The following is a 14,339-nucleotide window of genomic DNA, read 5'->3' on the forward strand; positions in this document are numbered from 1 at the left end:
GCTCTACTGATTTGAGTAGAGGGCGAACATCTTTTCTAGTCGCTCCGTATCGTTGCGAAACCTGCGACCGATATAAATCCGCTCAAGCACCTCGTCGTTATGCTCATGCGCCATACGCAGGTTCGAAGGCATGGATTCTTGGTCGTAAAGATCGGCTGTAGTGGCTGGGAAATGCACCTCTCGTGCAAGCAAAATATCTTCTGCACACCGCGTGAGATCTGCTTTGTTTTTCTCAGTCAACATGGGGATAGGGAATGTATTCCATCCCAAAGTGTTCGAGTATCGATAGTCTGTCTTCAGTTTTCCACAGACAGAGGCGACCCAAACCAAATGAAGTCGAGAAGCGATAAGCGCCAAGCACCAAAGGGGAGCGTCATATAGTGCGAATGCACTGTCGGCAACGATCGATGTTGCGTCAAGTAGCCCAACAGGAAGGTACGGACGATGTTCAGAGCTATGACGCGGGACGATCAATGTTGACTGCCTAGCTTTTCCTTGAATCTGCACAAACCTGTACGGCGCTCTCGCGTAGTCGCGTGTTGAGCTTGCCTTACTTGCAAGGCGCATATCCCTTACAGCGTCAAGACGTTTGGCCACTGTAGGAGAAAGGAGGGCATCCTTCCATTGATCTTGTTCGATCCAAAGGCAATAGCGGAGCTTTCCTTGGATGAAGTCCTCGGACCCCACAAAGCGTCTCAAGTACTTAAAAAAAATAGAATCGTGGTCAGCTAAAGAAATTTTCTCATCGTAAGAGATGAGGAGGTGGCCACCATCGCGTGGCATATTTCCAAATAGCATTGAGGCCCGGTCTGATGGGGTATCACGCCGAGCTTCAACAACCAGGTTTGGCCCATCCACGAGATATGGGTTGATGTTGGTACATATGCGCTCCATAACGGCATCGCCCTCGCCGGGTGTGTAGAGTCGCCGCCTTGCTCTAGACTTGTTTGAAATCCCGACGATGATCACGATCACTCCGGCATTGTTGCTAGCCAAGTTCGACCATTTGAACGAGGTGTGCGCAAAGTCGATTGAGTGACCAGTCGCGAAGATCTTGGGCCACAAGATAGGTACTTGCTGACCTTGGCACACCGAGTTCGTGACAACAAATGCTGAAGCCGCACTTGTCTCTAGACCGTAGTCCGCTGCCTTCATTAACCAAGCGGCAACATAGTCCAACGATTTCCAGCCTTCGACACGACCATCGAACACAGCGGCGAGATCGAACTTTTGCTCATCCGATTGGAGTTTATTGCCGAGATATGGAGGATTGCCACAAAGGTATGTCTCTCCACCTTCATTTTCAAAATCAATTTCAGCTTGATTAAAAGGCGCGTCGAACAGGTCATTTGCCTGCAACTTCACACCAGTTCCCGTGGGCGGACAAACGCTCGACCAGTCAAGTCGGAGCGAATTTCCGCAAGTAATCCAGTTCTCATTGCGCAAAGGTAAAAACTCTGCCAAAGCTAACCTCTGCCCCCGATACAGCACATCGCACTGATATTCGGCGATGATCAACGCAAGGCGAGCGATCTCTGCGGGGAAGTCGCGCAATTCGATCCCACGAAAATTCGTGAGTGGGATGTCCGACGCGCGATCCGCCTCGCCACGCCGTCGGTTGATCTCGGCTTCGATGGCGCGCATCTCTTTGTAGGCAATCACGAGGAAGTTGCCCGAGCCGCAGGCGGGGTCGAACACACGTATCTTGGCCATGCGCTTGCGCAGGTTCAGCAGCGTGCGCGGGTTGTCACCCGCCTCTTCCAGCTTGGTGCGCAGGTCGTCAAGAAACAGCGGGTTGAGCACCTTGAGGATGTTGGGCACGCTGGTGTAGTGCATGCCCAGCTCGCCGCGCTCCTCGTCCTCGGCCACGGCCTGGATCATCGAGCCGAAGATATCGGGGTTGATCTTGGTCCAGTCCAGTCCTCCAACGTGCAACAGGTACGAACGCGCGATCCGGCTGAAGCGGGGCACGTCGTCGTTGCCGGAGAACAGCTGCCCGTTGACGTAGGGGAAGTGCTCCGCCCAGCGGGGAATGCCGGCTTCGGCTCGGTCCTCGGCCCGCGTGTTCATGGCACGGAACAGGGTGCTGATGACTTCGTGGGTGTTGGACGAGTCCTTGGCGCTCATCTGTGCCACGGTCTCGGTGAAGCCCTTGCCGACGAAGATGTTGGTGTCTTCAGCGAAGAAACAGAAGATGAGCCGCGCCATGAAGTGGTTCATGTCGTGGCGGCGCTCTGCCTGGCTCCAGGCGGGGTTGTCCTTCAAGAGTTCGAGGTAGAGCCGGTTCAGGCGGCTGGTCGCCCGGATGTCGAAGGCGTTTTCACTGATCTGCCGGACAGTGGTGATGCCCGCCAGCGGCAGGAAGAAACCGAAGTGGTCCGGGAAGTCTTTGAAGGCGCAGGCAACCGTGTCGCCGCTGATCAGGTCTTCGGCCTCGAAGTCCGCGCCGTCGGTGGCCAGGATGAACCGGGCCTTGGCCTTGGTGCTGGCCGGGCTGGCTTTGAGCGCGGCCAGCGATTGCGTGACCTGCCCTGCATCGCAAGTCAGGATGTGGATGTTGTTGGTTTGGAGAACACCGCCCAAGTCGGACTTGTTGGACGCGCCGGCGCGCAGTCGCTTGAGGGTCGTTTCCTTGTTGCCGAAGGCTTCAAGGAAGGCGTACGGAAACTCGGCAGGATCAAAGGGCCGCTCCGCAAGGTCCGTAATCGCTTGTTCGATTTCTACGGCGTTCATGGGCGTGTAGTTCCCGCTCCGGGCGAGGTCGCCAGCGTGCTTTCGTTATGTGGGGTGTTCATTTCTTGTCGTGCCGTGCAGCCGCTTTCAATTTGGCCGTCTTCCCGGTGCGCGCGTCCCCCTGTAGAGCGGGGGCATCCATAGGTTCGCTCGAACCGTTTTTCAGACTGTTGCGGCTGTCGCGACGAAGTTGTTCCAGCTTGACCTGTCGCAAGCGGTCCTGCTCCTGCATGAGACGAAGCGCTTCTCGCACAACCTCACTTGCCGAGGTATACATGCCGGAACTGACCTTTGCTCGCACCATCTCTTCCAGTTGGGGCGTGAGGTTCACGTTCATGCCCATTGGCTGAAACCTAAAAAATGGGAGGCACGAATATATCAGGCGATGTCAAAGCCTGACATTTCCAGAGGTGCGATGGAGGTGTGCTGACATGCCCGTGGGCGCTCCGAGAGGCGTGCACCGGATATCTACATTGCACGGCGACAGGTCGGAACCGCACCTCGGCATTCCGATAACCCTGTCCTCATGGCGGCTCCCAGAGTCAGTCTCCTAGCCTCGATTCGATGGTGCCGTTGGGGACGATCGTTCAGTCCACGCGACAAGGCCTGGCCGGCATCGTGTCTCGCACTTCTTCGCCGGCGGCGACATCTTCGGCGGACCGCGCGATCTTGCGGGCGATCAGGGCCAAGGCGTCGCCCACGTGCACACCTTGGGGTAGCTCGACCGCTAGCGCTGTGCGGCATCGACGTATCGGAAACACGCCGCCTGCTGGCGCGCCGCCATGCTGTCCGAACTGATGCACGGCCGCTTCACCTCGCTGGCCGAGCGCAATACGCAGGACATGAAGTGGAAGAAATTCCTCTACAAGCAGCTGTGCGAGCGTGAGCAGATCCGCGTCTGCAAGGCGCCCAGCTGCGGCGTGTGCACCGACTACGCGGTGTGCTTCGGTCCGGAGGACTGAGTACCTGACCACTGTGGTAGTTGGAAGCGAGGCGGTCGCGCTGCACAGGCTGCATCGCGAGCAAGCTCGCTCCCACGACAGCGCGCCCGAGGGGCTTCCAGGGAGGGTTCTCGGGAGCGAGCGTGTTCGCGATAGCGGCCGGCTGAGGCCGCCCAGGACTGCCGGCACCGCCTCTACTTCACCTTCGCCCGCTCCGCCGCCGAGTAGTTGCTGAAGTGCCCTTCGCGCGCCGCCGCCGCGCGGCCGGCCGCGATGATGGCTTTGCTGCGGCCCGGCGGTTGGGGTGCCGACAGCAGCTTGTCCACCTGATCGCTGCCGCAGGCCGGGCAGACGATCTGCGTGTCGCTTCGCACCAGGCGTTCGAAGGTCTTGTCGCATTTGCGACAGTGAAAGTCGTGCAGAGGCATGGCGGGTCTCCGTTTCGGTATCGATATCCGCTAAAAGCAAGAACAGGTCCGGGGCGGGCGGCTTGGCACCGGTCTTGCACGGAGTCGTCGTCAGACGGAGAAGCGACAGTGCAGACAGAACTCGATTGGTCGGCCTACGACAGCTACGGCGCCGGCGACGCCTATGCGCAACTGCCGGCGCAGGGTGGCAGCTTCGGCAAGGCGGCGTCGGTGTGCATCGGCAACCGCCAGTGCCAGCGCGACGGCAACGGCGTCATGTGCCCGAGCTTCCGCGTCACCGGCGATCCGGTGCATTCGACCTTCCACCGCGCACAGACGCTGAAGGCGGCGCTGAACGGCGAACTGGGCACGCATCCTTTCGTCGGCGCCGAACTGGCGGCGGCGATGGATCTGTGCGTCGGCTGCAAGGGCTGCAAGCGGGAGTGCCCGAACGGAACCGACATGGCACTGCTGCGCACGGAGGCGCGCGCCCAGCGCTGGCGGGCGCAGGGGCGGGTGCCGCTGCGCGAGCGGCTGTTCGCCACGCTGCCGCGCTGGCTCGGGCTGATGCGCGGGCTGCAGCGGCCGTGGCAGCTCGCCACTACAGTGCCCGGGATGGGGGCGCTGATCGAACGCGTGAGCGGCATTGCCCGCCGGCGTTCGCTGCCGCGCATCGCGGCGCGGCCCTTTCTCGCGCCGCACACGCTGCCGGCTTACGGTGCGGAGGGCGGGCGCGAGGTGGCGCTGCTGGTCGACACCTTCTCCAATCGCATCGATCCGGCGATCGCCGAAGCGGCGGTCGATGTGCTGGTGGCCGCCGGCTGTCGCGTGCATGTGGTGCGTCCTGCCGCCGGCGAAGCGCCGCTGTGCTGCGGCCGCACCTGGCTGTCGCAGGGCCTGGTCGCCGACGCACGACGCGAAGCCGGCCGTCTGCTCGACGCACTGGCGCCGCTGGTCGAACGCGGCATGCCGGTGATCGGGCTGGAGCCGTCCTGTCTGCTGATGCTGCGCGACGAGTATCACGCGCTGGGCCTCGGTGAGCGCGTGGCACCGGTGGCGAAGGCGGCGCTGCTGTTCGAGGAGTTCATCGCCCGCGAGCACGACGCCAAACGGCTGGCGCTTGACCTGCAGCTGCCGGCGGGCACGCGCGCCGCAGTGCACGGCCACTGTCACCAGAAGGCCTTCGGCGCGATGAAGGCGATGCGCAAGGTGCTTGGACTGGTGCGCGGGCTGGACAGCCATTTCATCGAATCCGGCTGTTGCGGCATGGCCGGCAGTTTCGGCTTCGAGGCGGAACATCACGACATGTCGATGCGCATGGCCGAGCTGGCGCTGCTGCCGGCGGTGCGCGCGCTCGAGGCCGACGCGCTGCTGATCGCCAATGGCAGCAGCTGCCGCCACCAGATACGCGACGGCGCGCAGCGCGAGGGCGAGCACATCGCCTGCGTGCTGCAGCGTGCGCTGCGCGCGCCTTGAGCCGGTGATGAGCCGACGATGAGTGCCTGGCCGGAAGAACTGCGCACCGTGCGTTGCCGGCTGCGCAAGCCGCAGCCCGGCGACGCGCCGGCGCTGTTCGCCGGCATCAGCGGCGATGCCGAGGTGACGCGCTATCTTGGCTGGACCACGCATACCGAACTGACGCAGACGCGCCGGCAGATTTCGCACGAGCTCGCGCGCTGGCAGCGCGACGTCGCCCGCAGCTGGGTGCTGCTGGCCGACGACGGCGAGGCCGGCGGGCTGTTCCAGCTGATCGGCCAGGGCCACGCGCTGCGCCTGGGCTTCGCGCTGGCGCGCCGTCTGTGGGGGCAGGGGCTGGCTTGCGAGGTGCTGCAGGCGCTGGTGGAGGAAGCATTCAGTCATGCGGCGGTGTGCCGCGTGGATGCCGTCTGCGATGCCGACAACGAACGTTCGTCGCGCACGCTGGCGCGCGCCGGCCTGCCGCTGGAGGCGCGGCTCGGCCGCTATATCCTGCACCCCAATCTGTCGCCCGAGCCGCGCGACGTGCTGCTTCATGCGAAAGTGCGCAGATGAATCCTTCACTGACCGAAAAGCCGTTCGCGCCGTCGTGCGAGCGCAACCGCGACGTCATTCTCGAACGCCTGCGCGTGCATTTCGCCGGGCATCGTCAGGTACTGGAGATCGGCAGCGGAACCGGCCAGCACGCGGTGCATTTCGCCGCTGCACTGCCGTACCTGCAGTGGCAGTGCAGCGAGCGCGCCGACGCGCTGCCCGGTCTGCGCATGTGGCTGGACGAGGCGGCGCTGCCGAACACGCCGCCGCCGTTCGAACTCGACGTCTGCGGCCGCTGGCCGGTCGCGCATTTCGATGCGGTGTTCACCGCCAACACGCTGCACATCATGGCCTGGCACGAAGTCGAGAAGATGTTCGCCGCGCTGCCGACGGTGCTCGCGCCGTCGGCCACGCTTGTCATCTACGGCCCGTTCAACTACGGCGGCCGTTTCACCAGCGACAGCAACGCGGCCTTCGATCGCTCGCTGCGCGAGGGTGCGCCGCATCGCGGCATACGCGACTTCGAAACGGTGGAGGCGCTGGCGCGGCTGGCCGGGCTGTCGCTGCGTGCCGACGAGGAGATGCCGGCCAACAACCGCTGTCTGGTGTTTGCGCGCTGATCAGCGTGCGCCGGTGCTGCCGTCGAGCAGCGAGGCGATCACTTCGCCGCCGAGACCGTGCGTCGGATCCAGACGGCCGATGTGCTCGACCAGCGCGCGCGCATCGTCGCTGCGACCGCTGCGCAGGCAGATGAAAGCCAGCGCCTTCAGGCTAAACAGCCAGAAGCGCGCCGGGCCGGTGGCGGCGAAATCGGCGTCGCCGGGCTGCACGCGACGCCAGTCGGCGTCCAGCCCGGCCTGCCGGCCGGCCACCGTGATGCCGCGGGTGGCGGCCTTCTCGGCCAGATCGAACTGCCGGCGACCGGCGTGGAACTTGTACAGCAGGTAGTACACCGGCAGACATTCCGGTGCGCTCGCCTGCGCCGTCCACAGCAGCGCCTCGATGCGCTGCGGCGGCGCGCCGGCCGCCTCGTCGAACAGGCGGCGCACCGACTGCGGCACCGTGCCGCCGAAGTACTCGTCCGACGTTTCGCCGGTAAACAGATTCACCAGACCATCTCCGGTGCCAAGAGGCGCTCGACCGGCGCGCCGCCGAGCAGGTGGCTGTCGAAGATTTCGCCGACGTCGTCCTTGCTCACGTTCGAGTACATCACCGCGTCCGGATAGACCACGACATTGATGCCCTGGTCGCACGGGCCAAGGCAGCCGGAGTAGGTGATGGCGACGCGGTCGAAGCAGTTGCGCTTCTGCAGTTCCGCCCAGAAGGTCTGCAGCACCTCGGTGCCGCCCTTGTGCGCACAGGAGCCGCGCGGGTGGCCCGGCGGGCGTTGCTGCGAACAGACGAAAACGTGTTTCTGCGGCTTCGGCATGGTGCGGTTCTCCGGATGGGGGTCAGGCGGTGAGGCGGGCGATCCAGCGTTCGATCTCGCCGAGATGGGCCGCGTCGTCGTGCTCGAAGGCGCGCGCCATCTTGCGCAGGCCGGGGTCGGGCGCGAGGATGGCCATCATTGCGTAGTAGCTGTGGCTGCGCCGCTTCAGGTCCAGCGCACGTTCAAGCGCCATGTGCAGGTCGAGCATTTCGTCGCTGATCACCTTCACGGCGGTGCGCGGCTTCTCGATCTCGATCGGCCGGATGCGCGGCAGGTTGGCGGCCACCGGCAGCGGCTTGCCGGACAGCGCCTCGTGCGCCTCCATGCGCGCCAGCTCGGCCAGATTGTGGAAGAAGGCTTCGAGCTCGGTGTCGCCCGCATCGAGCGCGTGCCGAGCAGCCTTTTCGTAATGCAGCGCCGCTTCGCTTTCGAGCGCGTTGACGCTGGCAAGGAACATGTCGCTGTCGTGCATGGTGTGTCCTCCCGCTCAGGCGACCGAGGGCAGCGTGGCGCGCAGGCTGTCGAGCGACACGCGCTGCTGACCGTCCGCTTCCTGGAACACCTTGAACACCTTTTCCTGCGCCGGTGTGGATTTCACGAAGTCCTCATAGGCGCGCGACAGCAGGCCGCGGTAGCGCGCATAGACCACGCCCTCGTCGCCGTCGGCCAGACCTTTCTCGCTGCGCAGGTACTGGTAGAAGCGCTTCAGGATGTGCAGGCGGTTCACGTTGACGACACCCTGGTCGAAGGGCAGCGCAAAGAACTCGAGGAAATCTTCGGCCGACGACAGCTTGGCCAGGCGCTGGGTCAGATCATCCATGACGGGTCACTCCTATGTGTGCGGCGGCCGCGTGGGTGCTGCCGTCGAAAGCGGGTTGGGAACAGGTGTCGTCGCAGTCGCTGCAGATGCCCTGGGCGGTGCTGCGCTCGCCGGCCAGGCGCACGACGTCGCGCTCGAGGTCGGCGATGCGTTCGAGCAGGCAGGCGATGGCCTTGCCCACCGGGTCCGGCATCTGGTGGTGGTCGAGATCGATGCCGCCGGCGGTGATGCGGCGCTGGCTCTTCGGCAGCACCATGCGGCCGGGGATGCCCACCACGGTCATGCCGGGCGTCACGTCCTCGATCACCACCGAGTTGGCGGCGACGCGCGCGCGCTCGCCGACGGTGATCGGTCCAAGTATCTTGGCGCCGGCGCCGACCACGACGCCGTCGCTCAGCGTCGGGTGACGCTTGCCCGGATTCCAGGTCGTGCCGCCCAGCGTGACGCCGTGGTACAGCGTCACGTCGTCGCCGATCTCCGCCGTCTCGCCGATCACGACACAGGCGCCGTGGTCGATGAAGAAACGGCGGCCGATGCGCGCGCCCGGGTGGATGTCGACATTGGTGAGCAGGCGCGACAGGAAGGACAGCAGGCGAGGCAGGTAGCGCAGACCGCGCCGCCACATCGCGTGCGCGAAGCGGTGCGCCACCAGCGCCTGTATGCCCGGATAGATGGTGAGCAGTTCGAGCTTGTTGCGCGCCGCCGGGTCGCGGTCGAACACGCAGTTCACGTCCTCGCGCAGCATCGCGAACAGCCCGGGTACGGCTGCTGGGGCCGGCGACAGCGCGCCCGCCGTGCCCTGTTCGCCGCTCATGACGCCTCCGGCAGCGGCTGCGCCGCTTCGAGGTAGAAGGCCTTCAGTTGCGTGGCATCCGGCGACTGCTTGTTGGCCGTCGCGTAGGCGCGGATGCGCTCGATGATGTGCGCGACCTCCACGTCGGACGGATACAGCCCGAGCCGCGCACAGGCTTCCAGCACGGCGTGCGAGCCCGAATGCTTGCCCAGCACCAGACGATGGGCGCGCCCCAGTTCGGCCGGGTCGAAGCTCTGGTAGTTGCGCGGATTCTTGATCAGGCCATCGACGTGGATGCCGGACTCATGCGTGAACACGGCGTCGCCGACGATGCTCTTGTTGGCGGCGATGGCGCGCCCGGAGGCACGTTCGACCAGGCGCGAGATCGGCAGCAGCGACTGCGACGAGACGCCACTGTCGATGCCGTGGATGTGGCGCAGCGCCATCACCACCTCTTCCAGCGGCGCGTTGCCGGCGCGTTCGCCGAGGCCATTCACTGTCGTGTTGGCGTGCGTCGCGCCAGCGCGGAAGGCGGCCAGCGTGTTGGCGGTGGCCAGGCCGAGGTCGTTGTGCGCGTGCATCTCGATTTCGAGATCGACCGCCCGGCGCAGCTGCGACACCAGCACATAGGTGCCGAAGGGGTCGAGTATGCCCAGCGTGTCGGCGATGCGGATGCGGCGTGCGCCGGCCATCTGCGCCTCTTCCGCGACGCGACAGAGGAAGTCGATGTCGCCGCGCGATGCGTCTTCCATGCCGACGCTCACCTCGACGCCGGCATCGAGTGCGCGCTCGACGTGCGGACGGATCTGCTCGATTACCCAGTCGCGGTTGCGCCGCAGCTTGCCGGCGATCTGCAGGTCCGACACCGGCAGCGACATATGCACGATGTCCACCGGGCAGCGCAGCGCGGCTTTGAGGTCGCTGTCCGTCATGCGCGCCCACACCATCAGTCGCGCGTTCAGGCCGAGTGTCGCGATGCGTTCGATCACGTCGATCTCGGCAGCGCCCATGGCCGGGATGCCGATTTCCATCTCCGGTACACCGGCCTGATCGAGGGCGTCCGCAATCGCGCACTTCTCGTCGGCGGTGAAGGCCACGCCGGCCGTCTGCTCGCCGTCGCGCAGCGTGGTGTCGTTGATGATGAATGCGGCTGCCATGTCGTCGGACCTCCTGCAGAGCATTCAGCAAGCGCTGTGCCACGGTAATGGCGGGATGCAAGTGATTGATGTTGATGGAGGTTTCGCGCGTGTCACGATGTCGCGCATGCGACATGTCCGTCGCCCGTGGCGAGGCTGTCGTGAATGTCCCGTTTGCAACAGGTGCTCTGCCTTGGGTTTTCGATACAGGCTGCGATGCGGCCGTTGCGGTCCGCCGGCTTCGATCCAGGCTGCTGTCGGGGTCGGAAGACCCCTCCCACAGAACCCTCGCCCGTGCCGTCGACAGGGAATATTTTGTGGGAGCGGCCTTGGCCGCGATGCGGCCGCTGCGGTTCGTCTGCTTCGATCCAGGCTGCTGTCGGGGTCGGAAGACCCTTCCCACAGAACCCTCGCTCGTGCCACCGACAGGGCATGCTTTTGTGGGAGCGGCCTTGGCCGCGATGCGGCCGCTGCGGTTCGTCTGCTTCGATCCAGGCTGCTATCGGGGTCGGAAGACCCTTCCCACAGAACCCTCGCTCGTGCCACCGACAGGGCATGCCTTTGTGGGAGCGGCCTTGGCCGCGATGCGGCCGCTGAGGTTCGCCGGCTTCGATCCAGGCTGCTGTCGGGGTCAGAAGACCCCTCCCACAGAACCCTTGCTGGCAGGGGGCTGCTTACTCGCGCGCGAGGTTGCGCGTGTGCAGCGGCAGTTCGATGGTGACGTCGGCGCTGCCGAGGCGGGCGCAGCAGGCGAGGCGGGAGGCGGGCTGAACGCCCCAGGCGTCGTCGAGCTGATCTTCCTCGTCGTCGTCCGCTTCGTTGAGCGAGGCGGCGCCGGCGCGCACATAGACGTGGCAGGTCGAACAGGCGGCGACCTTCTCGCAGGCGTGCTCGATCGCGATGTCGTGCGCCAGCAGCGCGTCGCAGATCGAGGTGCCGGCGGCAACCTCGATGCGGGCGCCGTCCGGGCATAGCTGCGGATGCGGCAGTACGGTGAGCGTGCTCACGATTGCAGCTCCGACACGCGGGTGCCCGACAGTGCGCGCCGTATGCCGGCGTTCATGCGCAGGCCGGCGAACTCGGTGGTGGCGGCATTCAGCGCCTCGCTCAGCAGCTTGAGCTTCGTGCTGTCGTCGCCGGCTTCGAGCGCCTCGGCCAGTGCATACATCGCGGCCTGTATGGCGACGAACTCGTCGTGCGTCAGCAGTGCGTGACCATCCTCGGCCAGTGCCGCCTCGGTGGCGTCGACCAGACGGCGCGCCTCGACCTGCGCCTCGCGCAGCATGCGTGCGGCCATGTCGCTGTCGGCCTTGCCGTAGGCGTCGATCAGCATGTCGGCGATCTGCGCGTCGCTCAGCCCGTAAGAGGGCTTGACCTCGATATGGGATTCCACACCGCTGGTCTGTTCGCGCGCCGACACCGACAGCAGGCCGTCGGCGTCGATCTGGAAGGTAATGCGGATGCGCGCCGCGCCGGCCACCATGGGCGGGATGCCGCGCAATTCGAAACGCGCCAGAGAGCGGCAATCGCTCACCAGTTCGCGCTCGCCCTGCACGACATGGATGGCCATCGCGGTCTGCCCGTCCTTGTAGGTGGTGAATTCCTGTGCGCGTGCCGCCGGTATCGTCGAGTTGCGCGGAATCACCTTCTCGACCAGGCCACCCATCGTTTCCAGACCGAGCGACAGCGGGCATACGTCGAGCAGCAGCCAGCTTTCCTCGCCGGCCGGTTTGTTGCCGGCCAGCACGTCGGCCTGAATGGCGGCACCGATGGCCACCACCTGATCGGGGTCGAGATCGGTCAGCGGCTCCTGACCGAACAGCTTGCGTACCGCGGCGCGCACCTGCGGCATCCGTGTCGAGCCGCCGACCATCACCACGCCGTCGACCTCGTCGGCGGCGACCCCGGCATCGCGCAGGGCGCGGCGCACCGGCGCCATGCTGCGTACTACCAGGTCGCCGGTGAGCAGTTCGAACTGCTCGCGCGACAGGTCGAAGGAGAAGCAGCGACCGTCGTCGAGCGTCAGTGAAATCTTTGTTACCGGGGCACTCGACAGCGCTTCCTTGGCGCTACGCGCCCGCGCCAGCATCATGCGCGTTTCGCCGGCGGAAGGCGCTGCGAGTGCCAGTTGCTGCCGCAGCCAGTCGGCGATCCGGTGGTCGAAGTCGTCGCCGCCGAGCGCGGCATCACCCGCGGTCGCCAGCACTTCGAACATGCCCTGGGACAGCTTCAGGACCGATATGTCGAACGTGCCGCCGCCCAGGTCGTAAATCGCGAAAGTGCCGTGTGCGGCACGATCGAGACCGTATGCGATGGCGGCTGCAGTAGGTTCGTTGAGCAGGCGCAGCACGTTGAGGCCGGCCAGACGCGCCGCGTCCTTGGTGGCCTGGCGCTGCGCGTCGTCGAAATAGGCCGGTACGGTGATGACGGCGCCGACCAGATCGCCGCCGAGCGAGGCCTCAGCCCGGTCGCGCAGGGTGCGCAGGATTTCGGCCGACACCTCGACCGGGGAGCGCACGCCAGCGCGGGTGTCGAGGCTGACCATGCCCGGCGTGTCGACCAGTGCATAGGGCGTGGCGGACGCGTCGATGTCGGCCAGCGAGCGACCCATGAAGCGCTTGACCGAAACGATGGTGTTGCAGGGGTCTTCGGTCTGCGCCGACTGCGCCGCGTGTCCGACCACGATGCCGTCCTCGACATAGCGCACCACGGACGGCAGCAGCATGCGGCCGTCGTCGTCCGGCAGCACGCGGGACAGCCCGCTGGCGACGGTCGCGACCAGCGAGTTCGTGGTGCCCAGGTCGATGCCCACGGCCAGCCTGTGCTGGTGGGGGGCGGCGCTCATGCCCGGTTCGGCGATCTGCAGCAGGGCCATGTTGGCGTACTCCGGTGTGCGTGGTGCGAGCTCAGACGCCGAAGCTTTCGCCGCAGCCGCAGGCCGACTTCACGTTGGGGTTGTTGAACTTGAAACCTTCGTTCAGGCCTTCGCGGACGAAATCGAGTTCGGTGCCGTCGAGGAAGGGCAGACTTTTCGGGTCGACCAGCAGCGTGACGCCGTGGCTGGCGAACTGGATGTCTTCCGGCTGCAGCGCGTCGGCGAACTCGATCGCGTAGGCGAGGCCGGAACAGCCACTGGTCTTGACCGCGAGACGCAGGCCGACGCCCTGTCCGCGCTTGACCAGACTTTTCTGCACGTGGCGCGCGGCCGCTTCACTGAGCGTGATGGTCATGTCCGTCACCTCACATCGAGAAGGAGCTGCCGCAGCCGCAGGACGAGGTCGCGTTCGGGTTGCGGATGACGAAGCGCGAGCCTTCCAGACCGTCCTCGAAGTCGATCTCGGCGCCCATCAGGTACTGCATGCTCATCGGATCGACCAGCAGCGTGACGCCGTCGGTGACGATGGGCGTGTCGTCCTCGTTGACGCCTTCCTCGAAGGCGAAACCGTACTGGAAGCCGGAACAGCCACCGCCGGTGACATAGACGCGTAGCTTCAGCGCCGGGTTGCCTTCTTCGGCGATCAGGTCGGCGACCTTTGCCGCGGCGGCTTCGCAGAACTTGATCGGCGAGGGCAGGGGCAGGGTGGTGGCCGGGGCGACGGTACTTTCGGCAAGCGAACTCATGGCGTGTCCTTTCAGGCGGCTTCGACGGTGTCGGGGGCGGTCTGCCGGGTGCGGTAGTCGGCCACGGCGGCCTTGATCGCGTCCTCGGCGAGGATGGAGCAGTGGATCTTCACCGGCGGCAGCGCCAGTTCTTCGGCGATTTCGGTGTTCTTGATCGCCAGTGCCTCGTCCAGCGTCTTGCCCTTGACCCACTCGGTCACGAGCGAGCTCGATGCGATGGCCGAGCCGCAGCCGTAGGTCTTGAACTTGGCGTCCTCGATGATGCCGTTGGCGCCGACCTTGATCTGCAGCCGCATCACGTCGCCGCAGGCCGGGGCGCCGACCATGCCGGTGCCGACGCCTTCGTCGTCCGCCGCATAGGACCCGACGTTGCGCGGGTTGTCGTAGTGATCGAGCACCTTGTCGCTGTATGCCATGGTGGTTCTCCGCAAAGTCAGTGTGGAAGGGTG

General features: G+C 65.3%; 18 protein-coding genes. 4 read left to right on the top strand and 14 right to left on the bottom strand.

The window, feature by feature from the left end; translation table 11 throughout:
* Window positions 1-3 precede the first annotated feature (3 nt).
* Both WJU27_RS18955 and WJU27_RS18960 read right to left on the bottom strand, forming a co-directional pair.
* On the bottom strand, window positions 4-2,733 hold the full coding sequence (locus tag WJU27_RS18955) for a class I SAM-dependent DNA methyltransferase (protein WP_341423093.1): 2,730 nt from the start codon (window positions 2,731-2,733) through the stop codon (window positions 4-6).
* 58 nt (window positions 2,734-2,791) lie between these two features.
* A complete protein-coding gene (locus WJU27_RS18960) occupies window positions 2,792-3,070 on the bottom strand; it encodes a type II toxin-antitoxin system ParD family antitoxin (protein WP_341423094.1) in 279 nt (92 codons plus the stop codon).
* Window positions 3,071-3,515: 445 nt separating this feature from the next.
* Here WJU27_RS18960 and WJU27_RS18965 point away from each other — a divergent pair, with 445 nt between their 5' ends.
* Window positions 3,516-3,695, top strand: a complete 180-nt coding sequence (locus tag WJU27_RS18965) for a nitrogen fixation protein NifQ (RefSeq protein ID WP_341423095.1) — start codon at window positions 3,516-3,518, stop codon at window positions 3,693-3,695.
* A gap of 173 nt (window positions 3,696-3,868) precedes the next feature.
* Here WJU27_RS18965 and WJU27_RS18970 read toward each other — a convergent pair whose 3' ends face one another.
* Window positions 3,869-4,102 (bottom strand): FmdB family zinc ribbon protein, encoded by a 234-nt coding sequence (locus tag WJU27_RS18970; RefSeq protein WP_019916645.1) that lies wholly within the window; start codon window positions 4,100-4,102, stop codon window positions 3,869-3,871.
* Between the two features lie 108 nt (window positions 4,103-4,210).
* On the opposite strand from WJU27_RS18970, the gene WJU27_RS18975 reads away from it, so the two are divergent.
* From WJU27_RS18975 to WJU27_RS18985, 3 genes are read left to right on the top strand one after another with little or no spacing between them, the layout of a single operon-like run.
* Window positions 4,211-5,557, top strand: a complete 1,347-nt coding sequence (locus tag WJU27_RS18975) for a (Fe-S)-binding protein (protein WP_341423096.1) — start codon at window positions 4,211-4,213, stop codon at window positions 5,555-5,557.
* Between the two features lie 18 nt (window positions 5,558-5,575).
* The gene (locus WJU27_RS18980; protein ID WP_341423097.1) at window positions 5,576-6,112 is read left to right on the top strand and encodes a GNAT family N-acetyltransferase; all 537 of its coding nucleotides are present in this window, start codon (window positions 5,576-5,578) and stop codon (window positions 6,110-6,112) included.
* The gene (locus WJU27_RS18985) at window positions 6,109-6,711 is read left to right on the top strand and encodes a DUF938 domain-containing protein (protein ID WP_341423098.1); all 603 of its coding nucleotides are present in this window, start codon (window positions 6,109-6,111) and stop codon (window positions 6,709-6,711) included. Before WJU27_RS18980 ends, WJU27_RS18985 begins: the two co-directional genes overlap by 4 nt.
* Here WJU27_RS18985 and WJU27_RS18990 read toward each other — a convergent pair whose 3' ends face one another.
* The 11 genes from WJU27_RS18990 to iscU all read right to left on the bottom strand — a co-directional run bounded on the left by WJU27_RS18990 (window position 6,712) and on the right by iscU (window position 14,306).
* Complete coding sequence (locus tag WJU27_RS18990) at window positions 6,712-7,200, bottom strand: hypothetical protein (protein ID WP_341423099.1); 489 nt, start codon at window positions 7,198-7,200, stop codon at window positions 6,712-6,714. It lies immediately after the preceding gene.
* Window positions 7,197-7,520, bottom strand: a complete 324-nt coding sequence (locus WJU27_RS18995; RefSeq protein ID WP_020165966.1) for a (2Fe-2S) ferredoxin domain-containing protein — start codon at window positions 7,518-7,520, stop codon at window positions 7,197-7,199. Before WJU27_RS18995 ends, WJU27_RS18990 begins: the two co-directional genes overlap by 4 nt.
* A 22-nt stretch (window positions 7,521-7,542) precedes the next feature.
* A complete protein-coding gene (locus tag WJU27_RS19000; protein WP_020165965.1) occupies window positions 7,543-7,992 on the bottom strand; it encodes a hypothetical protein in 450 nt (149 codons plus the stop codon).
* A 15-nt stretch (window positions 7,993-8,007) separates the two neighbouring features.
* Complete coding sequence (gene nifW / locus WJU27_RS19005; protein WP_020165964.1) at window positions 8,008-8,340, bottom strand: nitrogenase stabilizing/protective protein NifW; 333 nt, start codon at window positions 8,338-8,340, stop codon at window positions 8,008-8,010.
* The gene (cysE, locus tag WJU27_RS19010) at window positions 8,333-9,154 is read right to left on the bottom strand and encodes a serine O-acetyltransferase (protein ID WP_341423100.1); all 822 of its coding nucleotides are present in this window, start codon (window positions 9,152-9,154) and stop codon (window positions 8,333-8,335) included. Before cysE ends, nifW begins: the two co-directional genes overlap by 8 nt.
* Complete coding sequence (gene nifV / locus WJU27_RS19015; RefSeq protein WP_341423101.1) at window positions 9,151-10,290, bottom strand: homocitrate synthase; 1,140 nt, start codon at window positions 10,288-10,290, stop codon at window positions 9,151-9,153. Before nifV ends, cysE begins: the two co-directional genes overlap by 4 nt.
* Window positions 10,291-10,943: 653 nt before the next feature.
* Window positions 10,944-11,276, bottom strand: coding sequence for an ISC system 2Fe-2S type ferredoxin (gene fdx / locus WJU27_RS19020; protein WP_296813162.1), 333 nt, complete (start codon window positions 11,274-11,276; stop codon window positions 10,944-10,946).
* On the bottom strand, window positions 11,273-13,144 hold the full coding sequence (hscA, locus tag WJU27_RS19025; RefSeq protein WP_341423102.1) for a Fe-S protein assembly chaperone HscA: 1,872 nt from the start codon (window positions 13,142-13,144) through the stop codon (window positions 11,273-11,275). The genes fdx and hscA overlap by 4 nt, the downstream gene beginning before the upstream one ends.
* Window positions 13,145-13,175: 31 nt before the next feature.
* Window positions 13,176-13,499, bottom strand: a complete 324-nt coding sequence (gene iscA / locus WJU27_RS19030; protein WP_019916657.1) for an iron-sulfur cluster assembly protein IscA — start codon at window positions 13,497-13,499, stop codon at window positions 13,176-13,178.
* A 10-nt stretch (window positions 13,500-13,509) separates the two neighbouring features.
* Window positions 13,510-13,890, bottom strand: coding sequence for an iron-sulfur cluster insertion protein ErpA (erpA, locus tag WJU27_RS19035; RefSeq protein WP_341423103.1), 381 nt, complete (start codon window positions 13,888-13,890; stop codon window positions 13,510-13,512).
* An 11-nt stretch (window positions 13,891-13,901) separates the two neighbouring features.
* Entirely contained in the window at window positions 13,902-14,306 is a 405-nt protein-coding gene (iscU, locus tag WJU27_RS19040; protein ID WP_020165958.1) for a Fe-S cluster assembly scaffold IscU, read from the bottom strand.
* Between the last annotated feature and the right edge of the window lie 33 nt (window positions 14,307-14,339).

This window comes from Methyloversatilis sp. NSM2, from assembly GCF_038066675.1.
Taxonomy (GTDB): Bacteria; Pseudomonadota; Gammaproteobacteria; order Burkholderiales; family Rhodocyclaceae; genus Methyloversatilis; species Methyloversatilis discipulorum_A.

What these genes read in the sequence shown, in the direction of transcription:
- WJU27_RS18955 (WP_341423093.1), bottom strand. Translation starts at nt 2,733, where the DNA reads ATGAACGCCGTAGAAATCGAACAAGCGATTACGGACCTTGCGGAGCGG.
- WJU27_RS18960 (WP_341423094.1), bottom strand. Translation starts at nt 3,070, where the DNA reads ATGAACGTGAACCTCACGCCCCAACTGGAAGAGATGGTGCGAGCAAAG.
- WJU27_RS18965 (WP_341423095.1), top strand. Translation starts at nt 3,516, where the DNA reads ATGCTGTCCGAACTGATGCACGGCCGCTTCACCTCGCTGGCCGAGCGC.
- WJU27_RS18970 (WP_019916645.1), bottom strand. Translation starts at nt 4,102, where the DNA reads ATGCCTCTGCACGACTTTCACTGTCGCAAATGCGACAAGACCTTCGAA.
- WJU27_RS18980 (WP_341423097.1), top strand. Translation starts at nt 5,576, where the DNA reads ATGAGTGCCTGGCCGGAAGAACTGCGCACCGTGCGTTGCCGGCTGCGC.
- WJU27_RS18985 (WP_341423098.1), top strand. Translation starts at nt 6,109, where the DNA reads ATGAATCCTTCACTGACCGAAAAGCCGTTCGCGCCGTCGTGCGAGCGC.
- WJU27_RS18995 (WP_020165966.1), bottom strand. Translation starts at nt 7,520, where the DNA reads ATGCCGAAGCCGCAGAAACACGTTTTCGTCTGTTCGCAGCAACGCCCG.
- WJU27_RS19000 (WP_020165965.1), bottom strand. Translation starts at nt 7,992, where the DNA reads ATGCACGACAGCGACATGTTCCTTGCCAGCGTCAACGCGCTCGAAAGC.
- nifW (WP_020165964.1), bottom strand. Translation starts at nt 8,340, where the DNA reads ATGGATGATCTGACCCAGCGCCTGGCCAAGCTGTCGTCGGCCGAAGAT.
- cysE (WP_341423100.1), bottom strand. Translation starts at nt 9,154, where the DNA reads ATGAGCGGCGAACAGGGCACGGCGGGCGCGCTGTCGCCGGCCCCAGCA.
- nifV (WP_341423101.1), bottom strand. Translation starts at nt 10,290, where the DNA reads ATGGCAGCCGCATTCATCATCAACGACACCACGCTGCGCGACGGCGAG.
- hscA (WP_341423102.1), bottom strand. Translation starts at nt 13,144, where the DNA reads ATGGCCCTGCTGCAGATCGCCGAACCGGGCATGAGCGCCGCCCCCCAC.
- iscA (WP_019916657.1), bottom strand. Translation starts at nt 13,499, where the DNA reads ATGACCATCACGCTCAGTGAAGCGGCCGCGCGCCACGTGCAGAAAAGT.
- erpA (WP_341423103.1), bottom strand. Translation starts at nt 13,890, where the DNA reads ATGAGTTCGCTTGCCGAAAGTACCGTCGCCCCGGCCACCACCCTGCCC.
- iscU (WP_020165958.1), bottom strand. Translation starts at nt 14,306, where the DNA reads ATGGCATACAGCGACAAGGTGCTCGATCACTACGACAACCCGCGCAAC.